A 26,372-nucleotide genomic window follows, 5' to 3' on the forward strand; every position below is an offset into this window, starting at 1 on the left:
AAGACGGTATGGCCTCGGTTGTATCATGACGAAGCTATCTCATAACTCAGAAACTTCGATTTCAATTATCTTTTTAGTAATCAATCTTTCTACCCTGCTTAGACAGGTTTACTGTCTTTTTTTGTTCTCATTAATGAATCCATATAAATTAGACTTTATTTGTGAGTTTTATATAATTAAACTTGATATTAAAGCTTATTTGCTATCAGAAAAGATTACTTGTTAAACAGTTTTATTGCAGTTAACCTTTCCTCTCACTTTTTCAGCAAACCCTAGTTAGTTTTATTCCCAAACCTGCTTGAATTAGAACATTTCCTGCATTGCTTTCATCGAATGTGGTAGTATTAATATTTCCATTAACCAAGTCAATTGTTTTATTCGCAGCAATAGTGACATCACCTCCCGGTGCAGTCACAGATCCCCCTTCAAAACTAATATTCTCAGCTTCTAAAGAAATAGACTGTCCTCCCTGAACTTGGAAACCAAATCCAGATCGGTTAATGATGTCTCCAGCATTCTCCCTAAAATTCAAACCAATAGGTGCATTAATCGTCAAAACAGGTGGATTGTCAGCATCTAAAGCACTAAACTCCCCATCAGGAAAAATAATACTATCGGCAGTACTCCCAAAAAACGAACCACCAATATCTAGACTGGCATTTTCCCCAAAGATAATTCCCGCAGGATTGAGCAAAAATAAATTCGCTGTGCCATTTGCCCTCAATATCCCATCGATATTAGAAATATTGCCCCCAGTAACACGCGAGAAAATATTGACAATATCTACCGCATTATCAAAAAATGCTCTTCCGCCAGTAGGGACCGAAAACTCACTGAAACTATGAAATAAATTACCACCAGCGCGATCGCCGTTATTAATCGTGCCATCGACATCCACTGTAGTGTCAGTTGTTCCATCAGGAATAACTTGAGCCGCAACAGGAATCACACAACCAAAAGCCAAAACGCCAGAAGTCGTAACGGCAGAGAATAATTTGAGCATAGTCATAGAGCTATAGATATCAGGAATTATCTAAGTGTTTCCACGTAAATATTCGCAATGATACCGCTAATAAAATATCTTCTTTCGCAAAATGAATTACATCTTAATAAAAGTTATGCAAATAAAACAAGATTATATAGATTATGTCGGGTCAAATTTTTCTCGTTAGAGCTAGCTGCAACCAATTTGTTTTTCAGGAGTACGATTTGTTGTTTCGGGGTTGGAGTAAGCAGTGAGAATTATCTTGCCATCAGCTGTTTTGACAATTCCTCTAGCAGGATAGATATCGCCATGATCTGTTTTGATTGGGCTAAGACTTGCAGGGATGTAATCAGGGTTTTCCTGTTCTTGCTCCGTCTTTTCTGGTAGGAGGGAATTAGGGGTGATCTCCCTTTCCACTGTGATAGGCTTGCCATCAGGCACCAGAACATCAGCCGTCAGAATTGTCGTCGGTTCAGGAGTGATTCCGCCTTTCCCTGTAATGATTAGTTGAGCTTTGCCCCCATCCGCAGAACAACTGTCATAGGCGATCGCATTTGCGGAAACTGGGTTTGTGGGCAATCTATTGGCACCTTGAAGCGGATTTGTATCTGGCGAACTGATAGTGATATCACCATCTACACTAGTCTCAGAACTAGCATCAATATCATTAATATTATTAAGCTCCCCTACTGTGCCACTACTTACCTCAAAGCCCAAAACCCCCTGAGTCAGAATGCTTATATCTCCGCCTCTTCCCGCAACAGCATTTGTTCGAATGTCACTGCCCAATCCTTCAGAAGGAAAGCCCAAGATAAAATTAGCCACAATGTTTATGTTTCCACTATCAGCACTATTAACCCCACTGGCATTTTGAGTTGCCTCAGCTGAAATAATACTATTGTTTCTTAAGTCGAGATTTTCAGAAACAATAAGGTTAATATTTCCCCCAAAACCTTCTGCGGTGGTAGCAGTCAGAGAACCTTGATCTAGATTGAGATTGTCAGCATTAATTGTCAATGTTCCTGCTGCTCCTGTGCCTGTTGAACTAGCATTAATCTCGCCACCATCAGCGACAGTGAGTTGATTGGTTGAGATGTTTAATGCTCCTGCATCTCCTTTTCCTTCCGCAAGGGTAAAAATGCTACTTTTCTCTAATTCTCCATTGATATTTTTAGCTCCTATAACTTCAATTGAATCATTGGCTTCGATGGTTAAAGTTCCGCCGTCACCTCGATCATTGTCCGCATTATTAACTAGAGAACCAGCTCCAATTTCTCCACCTGTTTGAACAACTAACCGCTCCAGATTTAAGGTCACTTTACTTCCTTGACCAGGCCCTCTAGTATTTGCTGATATTCTCGCACCATTCTCGATAGTTAAACTATCGGCATTAATGGTTAATTCTCCTGCATCGCCAGCACTTCCCGGTTGAGTCGAGACAAATATGCCGCTTCTGTTGCCATCAGACGTATTTGATTCTGAGAATCCACTTAAAATAATTGAGTCAGCAATAATTTCGATATTTCCTGCCTGACCACGTCCAAAAGTGCTGGTTGATATTTGAGCCCCATCTGTTGCTGATAATTGCTGAGTTTCGATTCTCAAATTTCCGCCATCTCCCCCCTCTGCATCAGCAAATATAGCAGTAGGATTATTTCCACCTATATCTCTACCAATCAACTCCACTGATTCAGAAGCATTAATATTTAAATCTCCTGCCTTACCAATATCATCAAAACTAGCAAACGATGAGATAAAAGCCCCATCGCTCATAATCAGGTTTTCAGTCTGAATAAATATATTTCCTGCTAATCCTGCATTATCAGTTTCGGTTAATATTGCGGCGAAGTCTCCGGTTAATTCTAAGGATTCAGACGCATTTACAGTGATAGCCTGCCCTTGTCCTTCTAATACCGTATTTGAGAATATTAGAGCTGGAGAATCGACATCGCTGGTGAAGCTGATCTTTCTTCCCTGAACCTGAATGGGACCTCCTCCGCTATCTCCACTAGCATCAACAATAGTCCCCAGAATGTTATCCTCCCCCATATTTCCACTAGTAGTGCGTGTGAAAAAGTTAATGTCTTGGAAATTCTGAACTCCAGCATAATCAAGTACCAAAGTATCCCCAGTAAGATTTAGGCTCACAAAGCTATTAATGCCTACACTACCCAACTCAATTCTTCCCCCATTAGCAGTCAGATTTCCGCCCTCAAATCTTAGATCCCCACCAACTAAAGCTAGGGTCTTTCCTGGATTTACTCGAAGTCCCGCAACATCAGCGTCCACGATGCGACCAGGCAAATCTCCCTCAACCGTAGCCCTAGATCGATTCGTTATAGTTGCAGCTGTTTCCCGAAATTGCAAACCTATAGGTGCATTGATCGTAATCAAAGGCGGATTATCTGGATTTGTGGCACTAAACTCACCATCAGGAAAAACAATACTATCGGCCGTACTACCCAAAAAAGAACCACCAATATCTAAACTAGCACCTTCGCCAAATATAATTCCTGCGGGGTTAATTAAAAATAAATTGGCAGTGCCCTGAGCACCAAGCAAACCATTGATTTGTGAGATATTCCCCCCTGTGACTCTTGAGAAAATATTGACGATATCTGTTGCGTTATTAAAAAATGCTCGCCCACCAGTGGGAACAGAAAACTCGCTGAAACTATGAAATAAATTGCTTCCAGCGCGATCGCCGTTATTAATAGTGCCATCAACATCTACAGTAGTAGAAGTAGTGCCATCGGGGACAACTTGTGCTCTGACGGGAAAAACTAAGGACAATGACAAAAGTGTGACATTAACTGAAAAAAAAAGCTGATGCAGAAACCGACTCATTCCTTAAAATCCTTGTGATTATGATTGACCTGAGAATTTTCCAGGGATAGATACAAATGCGATTATTGTGTGACTTGCGACCACTATGTCCCGTTCACCTTAAGTCTGTCGGCAAGAAGAGTAAGACTAAAGCTGATCCACACATCAAACCAATGACTCCGATGCTTAGTGATTTCAAATAGTTCACAACATCTTCATAACAGTTGATGTTAATCAGCTTATTTATGGTTTTAGACTATTTCTGAGATGAATCCATATTTAACATATTGTCAGTAGGTAATTTTGTTTCTTGTCGCATTTGACGACCAGAGCATTCTTCCTTAGACGGATCACATTGTCTACGCTGAGAATAAACTGCCTGAGGGCTGATAGCAAAGAAGGCCGATAGAATCACGGTTCCTAGCAAAAGAGTTTTTATTTTAGACATTTTAGATACTTTCCTTGAATTTTTTATTTCTCCCTTGATTTTTATTCTCCCTGCTTCGCCATATTTGGGTTCCTGAATGTTACATTATTTTATCTATGTCAATAATCGTTTACATTGCCGATATAGAAGGCCAACAAAAATTAGCTAAAAATATTTAAAGCGAAGCTTTGACCTCTGCCAAAATATTCATCGTCGAGATAATTTGCTCTTCTGTATGCAAACAAGTGACAAAGAAACGCAACCGCGCCGCATCATAGGGAACAGAGGGATAGACCATCGGATTTACATTAATACCTTCTTGAGCTAAAAGCTGGGATAAACGAACTGCTTTATTGGGCTCGCCAACAATAACTGGAATAATCGGGGAATTGGCACTATAACCAGTATTAAACTTCTTACTTTTGGCCAAATCAAGACAAAACTTGGCGCGACTCTGTAACTTAATCGCCCGCTCAGGTTCAGCTTTGAGCAATTGAATAGCTGCCAAAGCGGCCACTGTATTAGCAGGAGACATGCCCACACTAAACACAAAACCAGGAGCAGTATATTTGAGATATTGGATCAACTCGCGATCGCCAGCAATATAGCCACCACAGCTCGCAAAAGATTTACTTAGGGTTCCCATCCAAAGATCGACATCTGTTGATTGCAGATTAAAATACTCTCGCACTCCCCCACCAGACACGCCCAAAACGCCGATCGAATGGGCCTCATCTACTAACAGAAAAGTTTGATAATATTGCTTGAGTTCAACAATTTGAGGCAGAGGTGCAAGATCACCATCAGTACTGTAGATGCCTTCGATCGCAATTAAAACTTTTTCATATTTTGTTCTTTCCCGCTCCAAAATTTCTGCTAAAGCCTGGCAATCATTATGGGGAAAATCAATAATCGTTGCGCCAGAAAGTTTACAACCTTCCTTGATACTATTGTGACTCAGGGAATCGCAGATAATTAAGTCTCTTTCACCAAAGAGATGACCAATGGTACTCACGTTAGTTGCATGACCACCGACATAGGCGATCGCATCTTCTGTGCCAATAAAATCGGCAATTTCCCGTTCCAGTTCTAAATGTAGCGGTCGTTCCCCAGATAATAAACGACTGGCAGAAACCGAGGTGCCATATTCTGCGATCGCCCTTTGGGCAGCTTCCGTCACAATGTGATCGCCTGACATTCCCAAGTAATTGTAGCTGGAATAATTAATCAACTCGCGATCGCCTGTTCGAATCGTATCTTTGGCAATCCCTTCATGAAGACCAAAGAAAGGATTACCTAGTTTTTCTACTCGTTCTAGATCTTTTTTGAGATTGATAAACTCGGGTGTCAGTTTAAATTGATTAAATTCAGGCTTGATATCTATCTTTTTCCGTCCCTTAAAATATGTTGCAATATCCTTTGGGGCTCCCGACTCTTGACTCTTGACTCTTGACTCTTGACTCATTAAAGGGCGCAAGCCTTGCGCCCCTACTTCGACTTTCTTGCTTTTGACGTCTGATTTTTGCCCTCTGCCCTTATGCGGAGCGGTATCCTTTAGGGCTGCCTTCTGCCCTCTGCCCTCGAAAAGTTCTCCCTCAATATATTCAGTTAACAATTCAATATTGGGATAATCGAAAGTAGCAGTTAAAGATATCGCATCACCAAAACTAGCTTGCAGATTATTTTTAAACTCTACAGCCATCAAAGAATCCATCCCCAAATCGGCAAAATTTTCTTGAGTATCAATCTCTTCAGGATCAGGGAATCCCAATACTTTAGCTATTTGCTCACGAATATGTTCTTGTAGAATCTGCTGGCGATCGCTTTCGGGAGTTGTTTCTAGTTGTTGCAAAAAGGTCGTAGCTTGTGGTTCTTGAGTTGTCGTTGGAGTTTTAAATCGCTCAAAGAAAGGATTATCTGGTTGCTGAGCCAGAAAAGCCGACCAATCCACAGGAAAAACGATAGATTGGGTTACTGGCTGCTGTAATAATCGCTTTAAGACTTTTAGCCCTTGTTCTGGTGCGATCGCAGTTAAGCCCTGTTGGCTCAATCTTTGCTGTTGCTGAGGCGTGAGGCGGCTAGCCATTCCCACATCATCCCAAATGCTCCAATTAATAGTTAAACCTGGCAATCCCAAATTACGACGGTAACTCATCAAATTATCCATAAAAGCATTTGCCGCCGCATAGTTACCCTGTCCTACCGCTCCAAACACAGAAACAACCGAAGAGAAGCTCACAAACCAATCCAAATCTAGTCTGACCGTCGCTAAATGTAAATTCCAAGCACCTGTTATCTTGGGTTCGAGAACTGCTTGGAAACGCTCCCAACTAAGGCTTTTCAATAATCCATCATCAAGAATTCCCGCCGCGTGAATTACACCCCGTAATGGGAGTTGAACCTGATTAATAATTTGCTCTAGCTGGAGCGAATCGCAAATATCAGCAAATTCCAGCTTAATTGTGACTTCTAATTCTTCTAATTCTGCGATAGTCTTTCTAGCAGTATCTGATAGCTGATTGCGTCCAATCAAAATTAAATGTTTCGCGCCTTCTGCGACTAACCAAGTTGCGACTTGTAATCCTAATGAACCTAATCCACCAGTGATTAGATAACAACCATCATTTCTGATCTCTCCCCAACCCCTCTTGATGCTGTTAGTCGTTTCGAGGACAACTTTCCCGATATGCTTAGCTTGTGCCATATAGCGAAAAGCTTGGTCAGCCTCTTGAATGGGAAAAACCTTATGAGGTAAAGGTTGTAGCTCTTTGTTGATAAATTTCTCTTTAAGCTCAGCAAATAAATTCGCAATTAAATCGGGATTTTTCTGGGAAACTTCTAATAAGTCGAAAGGAAAATAACTCACATCTTCTCTAGCTTCTGCCACCTGGGCTTTATCCCAAATTCCCACTTTGCCAATTTCGACAAATCGACCTTGAGGTGCCAGGATTTCCAGATTTTTTGGGATAAAATCACCATTAAGACTATTAAGAATAAGATCTACTCCTTGGCCTTCCGTAAGTTGCCTCACCTCATCCGCAAAATCGAGAGTTCGCGAATTCATCACATATTTAACCCCCGATGCCTTGAGAAAATCCCATTTCCCTACAGAAGCAGTTGCCAACACTTCGGCTCCAGCCTTTTGCGCTAATTGCACTGCTGCCTGACCGACTCCTCCGGCTGCTGCATGGATAAGAATTTTATCTCCAGGTTTGATTTTAGCTAGATAATGTAATCCGTAATATGCGGTCAAAAAAGTAGTGGGAATAGTTGCGGCTTCGGCATAGGTTAGATAATCAGGTTTTGCGATCGCGAACTTGGCATTCACCGTGACATGGCTACTCAAACTACCCACTGCCTGAGCGGCAATCACTTGATCTCCTACTTGAAACTCTGTAACTCCTGACCCCACAGCGACCACAATTCCTGCACATTCGCCCCCAAAAGGGACTTCGGTAGCATCAGCAAATCCCATTTTTTGCAGATATTCTTTTAATACGCCCAAAGCATTTAAAACATCGCGGAAGTTGACCCCACTGGCTTGAACAGCAATTTCGATTTCTCCTGCTTGAGGCGCGGAACGCTTTAAAGGAGCCAAAGCAAGATTATCTAAGGTGCCATATTCAGATAGTTGCAACCGAAAAGGACGACTTAAGCTATTGTTCTGACGTACTAGCCTTGGGATATGTCTTTGGTGATTGTGATAGGCAATTTGAGTTTCAAGATTGCCATGTTGCAGTTCTTCTAGAATTAAAGAGGCATTTTGTTCGATGTCGTTAGCTTCTAAGTCAAGACAAATGCAATTTAGCTTGGGATATTCGAGGTTAATGGTTCTTGCTAAACCCCAGATAGCACCTGATAGATTTTTCGTATTTTTAAATTGAGTGTCCTGGGTGACAATTACTAACTGGGATAATTGTTCTGTTGCCGATGATTGCATCAGATGTAAAATTGCCGCACATCCGTGTTGTAGGGGCGAACGGCCGTTCGCCCCCAGATCAAGATAAATAATGCCCCAAGATTGCGAATCTGATGATTTTATTTCCTGCCATAATCGCTGAAATTCTTCGATCTGTGTGGGATTAATCTGATATTGGTTAGCAGCGATCGCTTTAAACGCTGCCCCAGGAAAAACTAAAATACTATCTCCTGGTAATTGTTTTTCCAGTTCCCAAGCCATATCCCCATCCTGACTAAAGATTAACCAATTATTGGGCAACTCATTAGTCAATTTACAATCTAAGTTCTGGGGTTGCCAATTCACTTCATAGAGCCAATCCTCTATAGTTGCTGTTCCAGCTTGGGATGGAATATTAATTAGTTTGCGTAATGAAGAGAGACTGAGATATTGCAAAGATAGATTTTGGATTAACGCGATCGCGCTACCTTGGCTATCGACTAACCTTATATCTGCATTGAGTCGTTGAGAATTATCATTAGGTTTGATCGTGATTTCTGCCCAGACAGCATTACTAGCACTTCGGTATAACTCTAAAGATTCAATACTTACTGGTAAATAAACTCCCTGCTGCGATTCGGTGGCTGCACCAATTAATTGAAAACAAGAGTCTAGTAATGCGGGATGAAGCTGATAATTATGATTAGTTATTTTATCTGGTATCTGGATATATCCTAAAGCGTGGTTTTCTCCTTGCCATAGCTGTTGAATTCCTTGGAAATTGACACCATAATTTAAACCCTGCTGAGCTAATTTGTCGTAGTAAGCCGTAATATCTGAAACAGGCTGTAGTTTTGATTTGATTGCCTCTACATCAAGAGCATGAAATTCTATCTTTTGACTCTCTTTAACAACAACTTCGCTATGAAGAATGAAATTATTATCTTGACCAGTATCGCTAAAGATTTGGAAGCGATCATCAGATTGACTAACAACCGTCTGCAATGTAATTAATTGATCTGATAACAATAGAGGTTGCTGAATGGTAAAACTTTCTAACGTTAAATTATCAGTCTTATACAGATGTTTACCTGCCGCTATTGCCATTGATAAATAACCCGCCCCAGGAAAAACAACTTGGGATTCTAAACAATGGTCTTGCAGATATTTAGGATTGTCGGCCTTGATTTGACTCTGGAAGCGAGTTTCAGAAATCCCAGCTAAAGCTAGAGCATTTCCCAGTAGGGGATGTAATTGTTGTTCGTTGTTAAAGTTACTTTCTGTCCAAAATTTTGCTTTGTCCCACCAATATTTTTGACGTTGAAAAGGATAGGTAGGGAGCTTGATTTCTTGAAGATAATAATCTTTGGTTAATTCTTGCCAATTGATTTTAGCCCCTTGATGATACAGTCTGACAAGGCTATTTAAGATTACTTGAGCATCGGCTTGTTTATCAGAAAGACTAGGAATTAAGAGGGTAGAATTAGGTTTATGATCTGCTGCCAAAATTGTTTTCCCCAGACTGGAAAGAATTGGTTTCGCGCCAATTTCGAGGAAAATCTCAATTCCTTGTGCTAATAAAAACTGAAAACTGGGAGCAAATTTTACTGGTTGAATAATATGATCTACCCAATAATCGGGGTTAGCAATTTCCCTGTCTGCTAATTGCGCTGTAACGTTGGAAACTAGAGATATTCGAGGTTTAGAATAGGTTATTGACTCTGCCACTTGCCGAAAATCTGCCAGCATAGGTTTCATCAAAGGAGAATGAAAAGCATGGGAAACTTTTAAGAGGCGGCTACTAATCGCGATCGCGTCCAATTTTTCCTTTATCTTGCTTAAGGCAGTCTTTTTACCTGAAATAACTGTGTTTTGCCCATTGTTAATCGCTGCAATATTCACTTCCTCGCTATAAGCGGTAATTATTTCTGCCACTTTTTCCTGACTACTGAAAATTGCCAACATCCCTCCCGACGAAGGCAATTCTTGCATCAGTCTTCCTCGATTCGCAACCAGCTTGAGACCATCTTCCAGACTAAAAACTCCAGCAATGCAAGCTGCAACATATTCTCCGATACTATGACCCATCACATAGTCAGGTTTAATCCCCCAGGAGAGCCATAATTGAGCCAAGGCATATTCAATGGCAAATATTGCAGGTTGGGTATAAATAGTCTGGTTAATTATTGATGGTTGATTATTGTTTTCCGTAGAGACGTAGCATGCTACGTCTCTACGTGATTGAAAAATTGTTTCCAATAATGGTTTATCTAAATAGGTTTGTAAAATGTCCGCACAACGATTTAATGCTTCACGAAAAACCGGTTGGGTATTGTAAAGTTGCTGTCCCATTCCAATGTATTGGGAACCTTGCCCAGTAAAGAGCCAACAAATTTTAGGAGCTTGGTTTCCCACACAACTAACGGTAACCCCTGGGATCTCCTTTCCCGTAATAAAAGCTGTGAGCTGCTTGGCCAATTGTGCAGTTGAGTTACTAAGACAAGTCACACGATGATTAAAATGACTGCGTTTTCTCTGACTAGCCAGACAAATATCTGGTAAATCAAAATCTTGTTGTTGCATAAATTCTTGATAACTTTGCGCCAAATCCTGCAACGCCGACTTACTCTTAGCCGATAAAGTCAATAAATGTAACTGAAGTGAGCTAATTCTAATCTTCTCTTTATTTCCTCGTTCCTTATGCGAAGCGGTATCCTTTAGGGCGTTCCTTGTTCCTCGTTCCTCAACATCTCCCATCACAATATGAGCATTCGTCCCGCCAAAACCAAAGGAATTAACCCCAGCAATTAATGGTTGTTCGCTGACCCAAGGAGTGAGCTCGGTGACAACTTGTAGCTTGAGCTTGTCAAAGGCGATCGCGGGATTAGGATTCTCAAAATGCAAACTAGGCGGAATCTGCCGATGTTTCAAGGCCAATGCGACTTTTATAATTCCGGCAATGCCTGCTGCGGTTTCTGTATGTCCAATATTGGTTTTCACCGAGCCCACCAGGCAATTATTCTCCTCTTGCCGATTTTGACTAAAAACTGACCCTAATGCATTCATTTCAATGGGATCACCTACTTTGGTACCTGTTCCATGGGCCTCGATATAACTCACTTGGGCAGGGTCAAGGCCCCCGCGCTCATAGGCTTCGCGCAACACAGCTTCTTGTGCTTTCGGATTGGGGGCGGCCATTCCCTGACTAGAACCATCTTGGTTCACGGCACTACTGAGAATCACCCCATAAACATCATCCCCATCGGCCTCTGCCTGAGCTAGAGGTTTTAATAAGACCAAACCCGCTCCTTCACCACGAACATAACCATCGGCCCCTGCATCAAAACTTTTACAGCGGCCCTCACTGGACATAAAACCGCCCTTGCTAAAGCCCACCATAATAGTCGGCAATAGCAGCATATTCACGCCTCCCGCTAATGCGATCGCAGATTCTCCAGTCCAAATACTCTGACAAGCTAAATGCACCGCCACCAAAGATGAAGAACAGGCTGTATCCACTGCCAGACTTGGCCCTTTAAAGTCGAAAATATAGGAAATGCGATTCGCTGCAATACAATTACCGGTACCCGTTGTCGCATAAGGTTCGCTTACAGGTTGCTGCCACATCATGATCGAATAATCATGGGTGCCAATGCCAATGAAAACCCCTGTCTTGCTGCCTCGAAGAGTTTCGGGAATTTGCCCCGCATCTTCTAGGGTTTCCCAAGCCACTTCCAGCAAGAGACGTTGTTGCGGGTCCATGGTGACAGCTTCTTTGGGAGCAATACTAAAAAATTGCGGGTCAAAATAATCAATATCTTCCAGAAAACCACCCCAGCGAGTATTGGTTTTTCCTGGCTTGCTAGGATCGCAATCGTAGTAAGAATTGATATCCCATCGCGATTTTGGAACTTCTCTGACGCCATCTCGCCCATCGCGAATTAATTCCCAAAAAGCTTGAGGATTTTTCGCTCCAGGAAAACGGCAGCCAATACCAATAATTGCAATGGGTTCTAGTTGCATAATCAATAATAACGTGAGTTCGATGAGTACAAAATTTACTAGTTCTGAATAGGGACTTAGGGATTTGGGGATTTGGGGATTTAGGGATTTAGGGATCTAGGGAAAAGCCTATTAATTGGTTGTTCAACTTGAAAAATATAATCAAAAAGAAAATTCGTCGAACTGACGTAATAATAATTTAATCTAGGCTAATTAACCTTGCTTTAGATTACATTTAGTGAATAGGATTGGTCAAGCGAAGGCAGAGGGCAGAGGGCAGATGGCAGAAGGTTTTTTTTGCCTGCTTTGCGTCTTTGCGCCTTTGCGCGAAACGAATTCATATCTGGATTCAGCAACGCCCCTATTTTCAGCCTTGAAGCTTTTTAATGCTTACCTCTTGCCATGCCCGACGATAAGCTTTTTCCAACTCTTCTGCCGCTAAGGTTCCATTCATAATTGGTGATTTTTTCATCATCGATCGCAAATTAGCCCTCATTTGACTGAGCTTAGTTAAATCTTGAGCCAGCTCAACAGCGATCGCAATATAGTCTGCTTCTGTTGCCACGCTAAGTTCTGGCAACCCCAGATTAGTTAAAAAGCTATGACTCATTCGTGAACAAAATTGTTGTCCCCGCAGTGAAATTACAGGAACGCCCATCCACAAAGCTTGACAAGTGGTCGTGCCACCGTTGTAGGGGAAAGGGTCTAAGGCAATATCAATCTTATGATAGGACTCAAAAAAGTTCTCAATTTTCAAGGTTGGTTTTTCTAGAATAACTCTGGTCCCATCAATCCCCTGAGCGACAAATTGCCCACGAAAATATTCGCAAGTACCTTTATCTTCTAAGGCCAAAGCTTTGAGTAATAAGCGAGAATTTGGCACGGCTTTAAGGACTTGAGACCATAAGCGAATTGTCGTGGGAGAGATTTTGGAACTATTGTTGAAGGAGCCAAAAGTAAGATAACCATTTTTCAGAGCTGGTAGCTGTTGCGGCTCAGGGAGAAAATCCTGGGGCAAGAAACACCAAAAACTTCCGGCAACATGCAATATTTTTTCTGTGTAGAGATAGTCCAAATCAGCTGGAGCAACATATTGATCGGCAATAATATAGTCAATTTCTGCCAAGCCACTGGACTCAGGGTAGCCAATATAAATCATTTGAATTGGTGCCGGTTGGCATCGCAAGACCTGAGTGCGATTACCGCTGGTATGTCCTGATAAATCAACTAAAATATCGATCGCGTCATTATGGATTTGCTCAGCTAAACGGAGATCATCCCAGCCAGCACAGTTAATCCAGCGATCGCTATAATTTTGCAATCTAGTAGTCGTCTGATCCTCAATGCCCCCAGTGTCATAACAAAAGCTAGTCACCTCGCGAGCATTATGATTTACCAGAATAGGCTCCAGGAAAAAAGCGACCGGATGAGTTCGTAAATCTCCCGAAAGATAACCAATTTTTAGAGGCCGATGGGGATTAGGATCGCTTTGCCATTGCTCATATTTAATTGGTGGTGTGGGCAAACGATTAACCCATTTACTGCGCTCTTGAACCAGTTCTGTGGGCGAGAGATCATCTCGATAGAGCATAGAAAATAAGGCATTGGAAATAGGTGCAGTTTTTGCGGGGTCTAATTGCCAACTCATGTCATAACTGGCGATCGCCTCAGAAATTCTCGCCTGATAGGTCAAGGCAAAACCCTGCATCAGTCTAATTCCGGCAAGATTCGCATTGCGTTGTAATAAATCATCCGCTTGAGCGATCGCCTCACTGACTTTGCCCAGGTTGAGCAAGGCATAGAGAAAATTAGACTGGGTAATATCATTATCCGGATTGAGCTCTATAGAGCGACGCAGATAGGGCAAAGCTTCCTGGGGACGCTTCAACATCCGCAGTAAAGTACCCAAATTATTGAGACTATCGGCAGAATTTGGAGCGTTCTTCACCGCCTGCTGAAAACAACTTAATGCTGGTTGATATTTTCCTTGAGATTGCCAGGATATGCCTAGGGCATTGAGAGCAAACAGATTATGGGGTTCTATTGCTAGCCAAGCCTGACAAATTTCGATAACTTCTACTGAGCGATTTAAATTAACTAAAACTTGAGTCAGATTGCGATATGCCAAGGTAAAATTTGGCTTGATATTAATCACCTGGCGGTAATGCACAATTGCCTCTTCAATGAGATCGCTGTCCCGCAGACAATTGGCTAAATTGAGATGAGCCTGAAAAAAATTATTTTGTAGCTCTAAAGCCTTTTTATATGCCTGAGCTGCCTCAGTCTTGAGAGCGAGCTGCGAGAGTAAATTGCCATAGTTATACCAAGCTTCGGGAATAGTGTCATTAATCCCTAAAGCTTCTTGGTAACAAGTGCGAGCCTGCTCCAACTGACCTGCTTGTTTCAATTTTCTGGCTTGTTCAATTAAAGACAAAGCTGCATTGTGATTTTTGTCGGAATTAATTGCGATCGCGGAGCTGATAGATGGTAAATTACGAAAAAATTTAGCTAAAGCTTGAGCTTCTTGCTGAGTATCTTGGGCTTTTTGTCCAGTCGCGATCGCGTTTTGAATAATACGAGCAAAAGATTCGGGATTCGCGGTCCAATCTCTCAGAGTTTTTTCCATAGTGAGACCCAACTCAGGGAGATTACCATTTTCAACCAAAACACAATTTTGCTTTTGACCCTCCCTAATCATAAAATCTTTACCCCCAATGCCGTGATAGCCCACAACAATGCAACCACAGGCCATAGCTTCTAAGACCGAAATATTTTCCCCTTCTTGAGCCGAAGGGGGAATATAAAAAGTAGCCTGGCGTAGACAACTGGCATATTCTGCCTGAGAAGAATCTCGTAATGCTTGCCAAGTAAAATTGGCAAATAAACCCCCTCGTTGCTCGAGAACGCGATGAACAATCGCAGCATCTTTAGCTTTTCGGGTCATATAAGCAATCAAGGGTTTTTTGGCCGCAGGCTTGTAATAATAAAGTCCCGAGTCAATATGGGTAGGCACAACTGCCACCGGTAAATTCATGCGCCATTTGACATAATTGGCAATAATTGGCGAGCGAAATAAAGCTGCTTGGATGCCATAGTTAGCCCAACTATCCGTAGCTTCTAAATTAAGATAAGCTGGAGCCCAGTTTAACGCCACCACAACCTTGCGTGCTGCGATGCTTGCCATCTGTTGCATCGTTGGTAGCATCACTTCGGGAAAAACTAAAATGTCACTGGGCTTAAGATGAGGATTATCTTCTAAGCTAGTGATTGGAACCCTGATGTCGTGCCAAGTTAAGCTAAACTCTGATTTTTGATGAACAATCCAGGCATCCAACCCAGAACTACGCAACTGAGCAACCTGCCAATAGAGTGTTCTGGTTCCTCCAGAAGGAAGTTGATAATCCGGACAAAAATAATAAATTTTCGGCATTACTTATTACTTCTCGCGTAGCGACACTAGTGTTGGAGAGCCGTTATGGTCATTAGATTTGATAGCTGAATTGTTAAAGTAATTAACTTGAGTGGGATAGGCAAATTCAATACTACGTTTAGCAAATTCGGATTTAATCTTTAGATTAATCTGCTGCTGAGCATCCATATATATAGCATAGTCGCTAGTATTAATGAAATAGACTATCTCAAAATCTAAACTGTATGAGCCATAACCTGAAAAATGGGCTCGATCAAAAATGGTATTTTCCGTATTATTAATAATTTCTGTAATCAAATTTGGGATTTGAGCTAATTGTTCGGTATCAGTTTCATAAACCACTCCTAGCTTAGATACAATACGACGCTGAGTCATTCTTTTGTAATTGCGAACCCTCGAACTTGTTAGGTCTGTATTGGCAATGATAATTTGTTCTCCGCTAATGCTTTTGAGACGAGTTGTTTTAATTCCGACATGTTCGATAGTACCAACATAATCCCCAACGCTAATAAAATCTCCCAACTCAAAGGGGCGATCAAACAAAATTGCAAAATAACTAAATAAGTCTTGTAATAGACCTTGAGAAGCTAGTGCGATCGCAACCCCACCAATCCCGACACTCGCCACTATTGCAGAAATATCAAAGCCGATATTATCTAATAAGAAGATAGCTCCAATCCCCCAAATAACAACTCGAATGGCAGGAACCAAGGCATCAATACTCTGTTCAATATTTTGATTGTCTCGATGATAGTTTAACCAGTAAATTTTAATTAAATATTCTATAGAATAAGTTAATAATCTAATGGCAAGGATTGTTGACACAATAACCACGAAAACTTCAACAGAGCGATCCAAAATTGAATGGAGACTCAAGTTATTGACTGCTAAATAAAAAGTTCCTAAGTAGGCGATGGGGATGAGATTCCGTTCCAAAATTTTAATGAGTACATCATCATAGACATTTTGGGTTTTCGCTACCCATTTTTTTAAATTTCTAAATCCTAAACGTTTCAAGACTTTGATCGAGAGTATACCCACCACAAAGATTGCCGCAGCCAGTAAATAGTCACCAAGTTGATTATTCAAAAACTCAATTGCTAAAAAGTCCAAATTCATAAGGTATAGTTGATCACTAAAAATAGTTAAAGGTCAATTTTTGCTCCATCTTTACTTTCACGATGCGATATTGTCTACTTCCTAAGAAATAAATTAGGTAAAAATCATCAGAACCAAAACCTACCTTGAGACAGATGACAGGAAGCTAAAATTTATTTTAGGATCAGATATTTGATGAACTAATAATTTTTTCAATCTACGATTAACTACCCTATGATTCCTTTAAAGGATGAAAATCCAGTTCAAATTACTCCCTATATCACCTATATTTTAATTGCAGTCAATATTTTGGCTTTCGGTTACGAATTAAGTTTAAATCCGCAACAATTAGAAGCCTTTTTACATGTTTTTGCGATAGTTCCTCGGGAATTAACAGCAAGCTTAAGCGGGATTCCCTCCCAGCAAGCTGTGCCAGAGGTCATGACTCTGATCTCTTCTCAGTTTCTTCATGCAGGTTTTGCCCATATTGGGTTTAATATGTTGTTCCTGTATATCTTTGGTAACAATATCGAGGAGCAGCTAGGAAGACTTAAATATCTATGTTTTTATTTAATCTGCGGTGTATTAGCAGGACTGGCCCAATGGTATTTTTCTGAAATGTCGAATATTCCCTCTTTAGGGGCTAGTGGCGCGATCGCAGGAGTTATGGGAGCATACATCCTCAAGTTTCCCCGAGCTAAAATCGTCACCATAATTCCGTTAGGATTTTTCTTTCCTTTGTTTAGAATCCCCGCATTATATTTTCTGGGCTTTTGGTTTCTCGAACAAGCTTTCAATGGCATTGCCTCATTTGAAGTTCAAGCAAGCGTCGGCATGGCAAGCGGTGGGGTGGCCTACTGGGCTCATATTGGAGGCTTTATCTTCGGCGTAATTTTAGGCCCAGTGTTGGGACTTTTTTCTGAAGATACTCAAAAATCAATAACCTAATGGGCAAGTGAGACTTCTGCCCTTTGCTCTCTACCTTCAGTTCAGTCAAGATTTCCCCAAATTCTAATCTTTTGATCCCGACTACAACTCACTACTTTTGTGCCATCGGCAGTGAATTGTACCGATAGAACATCTTTGGCATGTCCTGTTAAGGTTTTGATAATTTTCCCACTATTTAAGTCCCATAAAATAATATTATTATCCGAACTTCCACTAGCTAAAGTATTACTATCAGGACTAATCGCAACTGCCCACACGGCCGAAGTATGTTTAGTTAAAGTTTTTCTAATATTTCCTGTGGCTAAATCAATGACTTGAATACTGCGATCGCGACTTCCACAAACTAGAGTTTTACTATCAGGACTAATAGCTATTGACCAAATCATATCAGTATATTGGATCAGAGTTTTGATCAGTTTACCTGTTGCCAAATCCCAAACTCGGACCGCATTATCACCATATACACAAATTATTTGTTGGTTATTAGGTGTGATTTCTAGGGCAATAATTGTTCCATAATCCTCAGTAATATTATGCCTAAACTCTAGATCAGATTGCTCCCAATTCCATACTTTTAAAGTATGATCGCGACTACCACTAATTAGAGTATTACCGTCTTGACTAATAGCAACTGCCAATACCCTATGATCATGAACTTCCAAGGGAATAGACGCCATCGTATCAAGATTCCAAATGTGGATTTTATTATCGTCACAACCATTAACGAGCAAAGATTTATAAGGATGAATCGAGATCGCATTAACCCGAGACATCCCAGATAAAGTATTAATTAATTTGCCTGTTTCTAGGTTCCAGAGCTTGATTGTATTATCAAAACTACCACTAGCTATAATATTCTGACGTCCTTGCCAATTGCTAACTGCAACAGTACGAACCGAATCGCTATGTCCAGCTAAAGTATCTAATTCCTGAGCATTTTTCCAATTTATTGAGATAGCCTTTGACGGAGATTTAGTGGAGGGAGTAGTCCTTTGTGATTGCTTTAATGCAGCAATTTCTAAGCGCATTTCTTGCCTTTCTTTTTCAGCCTTTGCTAATTGCTGTTGTTGTTTATCTATAATGCTCTGGAGTGATTCATCAGATTGTCGATTATGGGATTTAGAGATGCGATTTTTTATTTCTTGAACCTCTTCAAATAATTCTTGAATCTTCACATCGCTTGTTTTTAATCCTAAAGAATTATTTTTTTTGGTTATATAATTCTGTACTTCTTTAATTTGTAATTCTAGTTTTTCCCTTTCTTTTTTGATTTGTTCGATTTCTGACTCCAAAAAAGAAGCTTTACTCTGGCTATGACCAAAATATAGCTCTCCCATCTCTTCAAGCTTCCATTCTTTACCATTAGCCAGCAAAGAAAGCTTTCCTGGCCTATTGAGGATAAATTCTTTAGTTTTTCTCTCTTGATATTCCTGGCAATTAAACATCAATTGTAGAGTTTTCATGACTGGAGTATTGATGAAAATATTATCTTTGGGAACTAGCCAATAATCACCATCAAGAGTCGCTATAATCCAATAATTTCCATTATCAGTCGGTTCGAGGTAGATGATGCCTGAAGTTTTTTGTCGATAACTTTCAGCAGTTAAAGAAGCTCTAATCGCAACATTTTCCAAAATTTGGGGACTATTAATATAGGTATTAATTAACTCAGTTTCAGTAATATTTAGCTTGTCATTTTTTTTAACCTCCAAAGCTCCTGTCACTTGCCTCGCCCTGGGCATGACGGATGTATGGGCTTCATTCTCTAAAGATTGTTTGAGAAGGTTAAATTTTTTTTCTAGATCTTCCAGCCTTTTAATTATTTGATCATTGTTAGAACTAGACAAGTTTCCCCTCCACAAAATTACAAAAACTATTAAATGTTAAATTCTCAATGGTCAATGTTCAAACCCTCGCATTTTTCCTGGATTCAATAATCCATGAGGATCTATTTTTTGTTTAAACTCAACTTTATCGCGATCAATTTGTTTATTGCCACCATCTTCGATGGTATAAACATGGGGATTGGCCACAAATGCGCCCTCCGACTCGTGAAAGCGAATAATTTCATTTAATCTTGCTTCTGTTGTATAACGTACCAACTGCAATCCCGCCGGAACTGCCTTTCCCCCAGCAAGTAGAAACTCCAAATGAATTAGTGCCTCATCGCCAAAATGATGATACATCTGTTCAACTCGCTCTAAAGTGAAGTAGAAAGTTTGCAGGTAAGTGAAATTAGAATCGAGATTGCGAGCATGCAAGGTTGTATGGTTCCAGGTAAATTCTAATAAACTTGTTCCCTTACTGGCCTCGATCGCAGTTTTATCGTAGGTAATTGCGCCATTGTATTCTTTGACCAACTCTCGAAATAATCCGAGATCATATTCGGAAATCATCACTAAAGCCGCATTTTTTCCTTCAGGCAAATGATTTTGGAGCGCTGTAAAATAGCTAGGAATTGGCGCTGCATGAACACTAACTAATTTTTTGACAATGCCTGAACTATCACTCAGAGTTTGACCAAATCGAGCTGCGCTCATAAATTCATCGAAGACCACAATCATTTCTCGCCAAGGATAAGCTGGAGCCAGGGCAATTTCCAATTCGGTAATAATTCCTGTTGTGCCATAACCATGAATAACTTTTTGGACTTGGTCTCCCTCCAAATCAAGGACTTGAGGTTGCTCTTCAATCGTGACAATTTTGACTCGTCGGACATTTCCGCGATCGCTAATTTGCCCATAATTTATTGAACCCATCCCAACACTACCCCCAGCAATAAAACCACCAATAGTTGCTGTGCGATAGGTGGAAGGTGCCATGCGCAATTCCCAACCAATTTCCCGCGCTTTTTTATCAAAGGCTGCCATTTTTACTCCAGGTTCAACTATGGCGCTGCCTGGGGTGAGCGATTTGATCTGGTTCATTTTGGTCAAATCCAGAATCACACCCCCTGTGAGGGGAATACATTGACCATAGTTACCTGTGCCAGCACCTCTGACTGTGATGGGCATTCTATGTTGAACACAAGCTTGCACAACTTGGGTAACTTCGACTTCTGTTGTCGGTCGAACTGCCAGTTCTCCCCGTTTAGTCGCCAGTTGCTCCTGTAAAACAGGGCTAAAGTGATAATAGTCTAGAGATAATTTTTCTAGCTGATGGCGATCGCTAATTACTTCGATACCTATTAAGCTATTGGCGATTTCGAGTAGAGCAGTTTCACGTTCTGTATTTGGCATAATTTGGGTCTTATTTCACGACTTGGCAATTCTTGTACTAACAGTGACTGGGGTTAGGTTTTAGGTGTTAGGTTTTAGGTCAAAAAGAGTCCTATTTTGACTAGAGTAAGTTTAGCAAGATATAGCGGTAATCTAGTTCTTAAAGAAAGGTCAGTTCGACGAATTTTCTTTTTGATTAAATTTCCCAAGTTGCATAACGAAGTAATAAGCTTTTCCCCAAATCCCTAAATCCTTAAATCCCTAAATCCTTATTCAAAACTAGTAAATTTTGTACTTATCGAACTCAACGTTCAAGAAGGGGGAGAAGGCGATCGCCAATTAATCCTCATGCAACAACACCTTCCAACTCATCTTCAGCAGACTGATACAACTCTCGTAATTTTTCCAACTTCTCCTCATCCGCATCCCAGAAACCTCTGCCATTAGCCTCGATCGCCCGCCCGACGATATTACGAAAAGCCTCCGGATTAGCATCTCTTAGCTTCTGCGCCATCTCAGCATCCAACATATAGGTATCAGCCGCCTGATCATAAACCCAATCATCTTGAAAATTAGCCGTACCACCCCAACCAATTAAGGCTGTCATCCGCTGCGATATTTCATAGGCACCACCACTGCCTTGATCTGCCATAGCCTCGGCCCATTTAGGATTTAATAATTTAGTGCGATATTCCATTCGCAGAAGATCTTTTAACTTGCGAGGCGTCGTATCCTTAGAAAAACTCTCCACAAAAGAAGCCTCTACCTCTTGACCACTTTCTTTTTCTGCTGCCAGTTTTAAACCTCCTGTATTGCCATAATATTCCTGGATATCAGTCAAACCATATTCCACTGAGTCAATTTCTTGGACAATGCGATCGCTAGTTTGCAGTAATTGTTGTAAAACCTCTGGCCTCGCTTGGCCCTTATCTTTTCTGCCATAACTAAAGCTATTACGTTTTGTCCAGGTATTCGCCAGTTCGTCACCAGATTCCCAATTACTATCTACAACCTGATCATTCACCAACGAACCAAAGTCTCCAGCAGGATTAGAGAATAATCTAGCAGAAGCATTATCAATACCTTGCTCTTGTAACGCTAAATAATGCTTGCGAATAAAATTATCTTCTGATGATTCTTCTGCGACCGCTGCTCGTTGAAACAAATCATCCAATAACTCGATAATATTGACAAAAGTATCACGAAAAATCCCGGACAGATTCGCCAAAATATCAATCCGAGGATGTCCTAAATCTGCAACAGACTGCAACTCATAACGAACAATCCTGCCGGTGCCTTCCTTGACCGGTTCAGCCCCGACTAATTCTAATAATATTCCCAAGGATTCACCCTTAGTTTTAATCGCATCCAAACCCCATAGCATTACGGCCACAGTTTCGGGATAACTCCCCTTCTCTTCTAGATGTTGGCTAATAATTTTCTTGGCAATTTCTTGTCCCCTTGCATAAGCCCCAGGCGAAGGCATCCGATAAGGATCTAAAGCATGAATATTTCTGCCCGTGGGTAATACTCCCGCCCCATCTCGCAACAAGTCACCACCAGGAGCAGGAGGAATATATTCCCCATTCAAACCTCGCAAAAGATTCGTTAATTCATCGGTATTTTGGGCTAATAATTCACTAATCTTTTGTGCTTCCTCGGAATTCGCTTGTAAGGGCGAATGGCCATTCGCCCCTACGTTCGATAAATCATCATCAAAATAAGCATCAAGATAGGACTTTAAATTCTCATCGTTTGGAGCTTCTCCTAAGACATGCAACCCAGAAGAAAATAACCTTTGCTCCAAGATTTGCAAGTACTCATAAACTTCAACAAAATAGTCATTGATTACCTTCTTACTAAACAGCTTGCTATTTTCCATAGTGAAAGCTATTCCTTGCTTTTCTCCTTCAGTAAACTTGCAATCTCTTTCTAAACCAGAATCGACAATTTTCTGACAGATAACATCTCTTAATGCCGAATTTTTGTCCGTGTCTTCGCGATATTCAGCAATTAACTCTCGTAGCGTAATCAGCTCTTTATATAAGCCTGCTCGACCATAGGGAGGAACATTATGGGAAACCAAAACGCCATAGCCCCTTCTTTTGGCTAGGATCGATTCTGAGGGATTATTGGCCGCATAGATGTACAAATTTGGCAGATTACCCAATAAAATATCTGACCAAGAATAACCCGTATTTCCCAAAGGAGAACCAGGCAACCATTCCACAGTGCCATGCATGCCAAAATGAACGATCGCATCAGCTTGATAATCATTTTGGAGCCATTTATAGTAGGCAGCATATTGAGGATGGGGCGTTAAATCCTTTTCGAACATCAAGCGCATCGGATCTCCAGCAATTCCCAATGGTGGTTGCACCCCAATCCAGATATTTCCCAACTGAATTCCTCCAATCTGAAATTCATCACCGTAGGTTTTAATTCCTGTTCCCGTTAAAGATTGCCATTGTTTTTCAATGCGAGAAGTCAGCAGATAGCCCAGAGACTTTTCCAGAGTTTTGACATTGATTGAAGCCCCCGTATATTCCCCTTTATTCAGAAGAGGATTAAATTCATCGGCTTCTTTGACTTGTTGAATGATTGCTTCCCCATCTGCTGGTAACTCTCCCACATCGTAGCCTTGTGCTTGCAATCCCTTAAGAAATTTCCATAAGCTTTTGGGAACATTCAATAAAGCTGCTGTTCCTGTCGCTCCATAACCAGGGGGAAAGCCATATAAAATAATTGCAATTTTGCGATCTTTAGTCGGAGTTTGTCTAAGTTGAATCCAGTTTTTGAGTCTTCCGGTCAGGCGATGCAATCTTTCAGGAATTACATAAATATCTTCTCCCACCAATCCTCCTAAGGGAACAGTATCGATCGCCCCATCCAGTTCTGGCAAAGAATATAAAACCACACTTTGTAAACCCCCAATACCTTTTCTCGTCCAGGAATGAATATCTTGAATTAATAAAGGAGCTGCAACTATATAGGGTACATTCTTCGCCGATAATATTCTTTTGGCAACTTCTACTTGTCTACCTGCTTCCATAGAACCGGCGGGGCCACCAACTAAAGGAAAACCAATAGTTGAGACAATAGCATCAACTTTAACGGCATCTTTGCTGAGAGAAAGTGTTTCTTTATTACCCTGTTTGATTTGTTCTTGTTCATAACTAGTCGTCATCCAGTCTCTAACTGCAACATGACCTTCTACTCCATTAATAAAAATTGGCAAGGGAATTAATTCTTCCTCTTCAAAATGCTTGATTAATTGCAGAATATAAGGCTGCTTGGTGATCACATGCTTGCGATATAGCAAGATACCAATCACGGGCTTTTGACGAACTAAAGAAGTCGCGTAATAGGTACCAAAATGTTTTTTATACCAAGTTAAATAATCTTGAGGAGCAGTAAAATATCCTTGATAATCTGGATGCAATAAGCCCATATTGGGAGTTTCAACCGTCGCGGGAATTTCCCCAACTTTTAAGCCTAAATATTTCTCGGCTAAGATCCAGCACATTGAGGCGACATTTTCCGTTCCACCTGCGTTCCAGTAACCATAAACAATCAACCAATTACGCAAATCTTGAACTTTTTTTGCTGGGATATATTTAAGTAGTTTGGGGCCAGTTTTGAGAAAGCTAATATAGCCGGCAAGTTTATCTTCTTCGCGACTATTAGTGAATTTACTCAGAATGAATTTGACAGGCTTGGGCATTCCTTGAGGTTTATCAGCGATCGCAAATTTACCCAATTTGGTTAAACTCATTAGCTCTAATGCCGACTCGAAAACCAGACGAATCGGAATTTCTGCCACTCTTTCCCGCAGCCAAATGACTTGATCATAGTCAAAAACTAAACTGGCAAAGAAGACATCGGCCTTTGCTAATGCTTGGGCCACAGCTTCAGGCTCAGTGTCAATATCGCGATCGCTGAATACAGTAACGACTAGCTCCTGACATCTCGCCGTCGCCATCTCCGCAGCTTGTCGATACAAGTTAGCGTTAAAAGATTCAAAACCTGCAATCAAGACTATCCGTTTCATATTCCCAGCTTCTTAAAATTTCTCTCTAATACCTTTAACTAAGTAGCAATCAGTACTACGATGTCCTAAAAAAAAGAAACTGCTTCTTAGATAGGCAGTTTCTTTAAATAATAACGCATAAACATCATTATTTCCTTTTTAGTTCATTAAGCAATTCATAAAACAACATACGAGTAGTTTTAAAAAGTATTCGAGTGATACTATCCTTACCTTTGTTACTCTTCCTTAACTCCTGATAGCGATCGCATAATTTTTTACCCAGCTCACCTTCAATTTTGGCTCCATATTTCGATGGAGTCACCATACAAACAGCCCAAATATAGAGATGTGAACGAGTTATACTCGAACCGTGAAAGCTACGACTTTTCTTGTCTCCAGACTGTTTGTAACTAAAACTCATTCCCATGAAAGCCTGGAATTTTCGCAAAGAGCGATCGCGTTTTTGTAGCTTCCCTTTTGATTCTTCGTATTCAATCCAAGCTTTATCATTAACTAGGAACTTCTCGAAGGGATAACATTGATAAAGGAGTAAAGCCTTATTGTCTAGTCCAAAGCCAAATTTATCGAAAACTCGTAGGTATGACTCAAAATCTGGTAAATTCAAGGCATTTTCGAGGTAATCGTAGCATTGAGTTATTCTTAGTTCGATTTCAACAATAGCTTTGCAATGAGATCGCGTATAGTCACTAATCGTAATTCCCAGTTCATGCACCACCGATTGAGCATATTTGTTATCGTAAAGCTTATATTGATGAGAACCTGCTAACCATCCGATAATAGGAGTAAATCCCCGAAGCTTTGAGATGTTCATCGCATGTTTAATTATTTCAGGATATTCATAGGCTAATCGCTGTCTCAATTGCGCCACCAAACCAGAACGTAATTTAGCGAGCTGCTCTTTCTCAAGGAAAACCTCACGAACCCTTGTGATAACTGCATCCTGATTATAGTAATATTCGAGAAATCTCTTGTTCCCCTGCTCATCAATAAAGCGCTCGTCAAAGTAAGTAGCAGCTAAACAAAGTGCGTCCTCTTCATCACGTTTGTTGGTGAATCCATAACTACCTCGTTGCTTATCTAGATCAGAATGACCGACCCAGTAAATCTGAATGCCATTCTTGTTAGCGACACTCACCCAAAAGTGAGAATACCAATGTCCCGAAGGTTCTAAAACAATAGCTTCAGGTTTCAACTCCAGAAACTTCTTTAAGCCTGTGGCATCAGTAGTTAATTTATAGAATTCTTTGTCCCGTCTCAGCTTTTTGTAAAGCTGTTGAATGTTCACAGGAAAACTATCGAGGCAACAGGCGATCGCCGATGCTCGACCAATATCTAAACCAATGATTCTCATGTATTATGGGAGTTAAGTAAATGCGGAAAGCTTGGGAGTCTTACGAATCTCCCGAAAGCCAGTCATGGCTTACTTCTCTCTTGAAGTAGTTTCCCAAGCTCTAAGTCCAAAATGAGTAACTTTTTTAGGCTTATGAAA

The 26,372-nt window shown here is 40.8% G+C and carries 11 protein-coding genes and 1 pseudogene; 2 read left to right on the top strand and 10 right to left on the bottom strand.

The annotated features are described in order from the left end of the window. A pseudogene (locus XEN7305_RS29720) lies at nt 1-226 on the top strand (IS5/IS1182 family transposase); the annotation flags it as partial. Between the two features lie 36 nt (nt 227-262). On the opposite strand, the gene XEN7305_RS07570 reads toward XEN7305_RS29720, so the two are convergent. The 6 genes from XEN7305_RS07570 to XEN7305_RS07595 form a co-directional block, all read right to left on the bottom strand. Continuing rightward, nucleotides 263-1,003 (bottom strand): filamentous hemagglutinin N-terminal domain-containing protein, encoded by a 741-nt coding sequence (locus XEN7305_RS07570; protein WP_369792506.1) that lies wholly within the window; start codon nt 1,001-1,003, stop codon nt 263-265. 171 nt (nt 1,004-1,174) lie between these two features. After that, nucleotides 1,175-3,832, bottom strand: coding sequence for a filamentous hemagglutinin N-terminal domain-containing protein (locus XEN7305_RS07575; protein ID WP_006508796.1), 2,658 nt, complete (start codon nt 3,830-3,832; stop codon nt 1,175-1,177). A gap of 235 nt (nt 3,833-4,067) precedes the next feature. Next, nucleotides 4,068-4,259 (bottom strand): hypothetical protein, encoded by a 192-nt coding sequence (locus XEN7305_RS07580; RefSeq protein ID WP_006508797.1) that lies wholly within the window; start codon nt 4,257-4,259, stop codon nt 4,068-4,070. Between the two features lie 154 nt (nt 4,260-4,413). Continuing rightward, entirely contained in the window at nt 4,414-12,159 is a 7,746-nt protein-coding gene (locus XEN7305_RS07585) for a type I polyketide synthase (protein ID WP_006508798.1), read from the bottom strand. Between the two features lie 346 nt (nt 12,160-12,505). Further along, nucleotides 12,506-15,568: a tetratricopeptide repeat protein gene (locus XEN7305_RS07590; protein ID WP_006508799.1), complete on the bottom strand. Its 3,063-nt coding sequence runs from the start codon at nt 15,566-15,568 to the stop codon at nt 12,506-12,508. 6 nt (nt 15,569-15,574) lie between these two features. Beyond that, on the bottom strand, nt 15,575-16,687 hold the full coding sequence (locus XEN7305_RS07595; RefSeq protein ID WP_006508800.1) for a mechanosensitive ion channel family protein: 1,113 nt from the start codon (nt 16,685-16,687) through the stop codon (nt 15,575-15,577). A gap of 213 nt (nt 16,688-16,900) precedes the next feature. On the opposite strand from XEN7305_RS07595, the gene XEN7305_RS07600 reads away from it, so the two are divergent. Then, nucleotides 16,901-17,614 carry a rhomboid family intramembrane serine protease gene (locus tag XEN7305_RS07600; protein ID WP_006508801.1) on the top strand — a complete coding sequence of 238 codons (714 nt, stop codon included), beginning with the start codon at nt 16,901-16,903 and terminating at the stop codon, nt 17,612-17,614. Between the two features lie 41 nt (nt 17,615-17,655). On the opposite strand, the gene XEN7305_RS26500 is transcribed toward XEN7305_RS07600, so the two are convergent. The 4 genes from XEN7305_RS26500 to XEN7305_RS07620 all read right to left on the bottom strand — a co-directional run bounded on the left by XEN7305_RS26500 (nt 17,656) and on the right by XEN7305_RS07620 (nt 26,234). Further along, nucleotides 17,656-19,461 (bottom strand): WD40 repeat domain-containing protein, encoded by a 1,806-nt coding sequence (locus XEN7305_RS26500; protein ID WP_006508802.1) that lies wholly within the window; start codon nt 19,459-19,461, stop codon nt 17,656-17,658. 51 nt (nt 19,462-19,512) lie between these two features. After that, complete coding sequence (locus XEN7305_RS07610; protein ID WP_006508803.1) at nt 19,513-20,853, bottom strand: FAD-binding oxidoreductase; 1,341 nt, start codon at nt 20,851-20,853, stop codon at nt 19,513-19,515. A 325-nt stretch (nt 20,854-21,178) separates the two neighbouring features. Continuing rightward, complete coding sequence (gene bchH / locus XEN7305_RS07615; RefSeq protein ID WP_006508804.1) at nt 21,179-24,883, bottom strand: magnesium chelatase subunit H; 3,705 nt, start codon at nt 24,881-24,883, stop codon at nt 21,179-21,181. Between the two features lie 127 nt (nt 24,884-25,010). Continuing rightward, nucleotides 25,011-26,234, bottom strand: coding sequence for a hypothetical protein (locus XEN7305_RS07620; protein WP_006508805.1), 1,224 nt, complete (start codon nt 26,232-26,234; stop codon nt 25,011-25,013). Between the last annotated feature and the right edge of the window lie 138 nt (nt 26,235-26,372).

Source organism: Xenococcus sp. PCC 7305 (assembly GCF_000332055.1).
Classification (GTDB): domain Bacteria; phylum Cyanobacteriota; class Cyanobacteriia; order Cyanobacteriales; family Xenococcaceae; genus Xenococcus.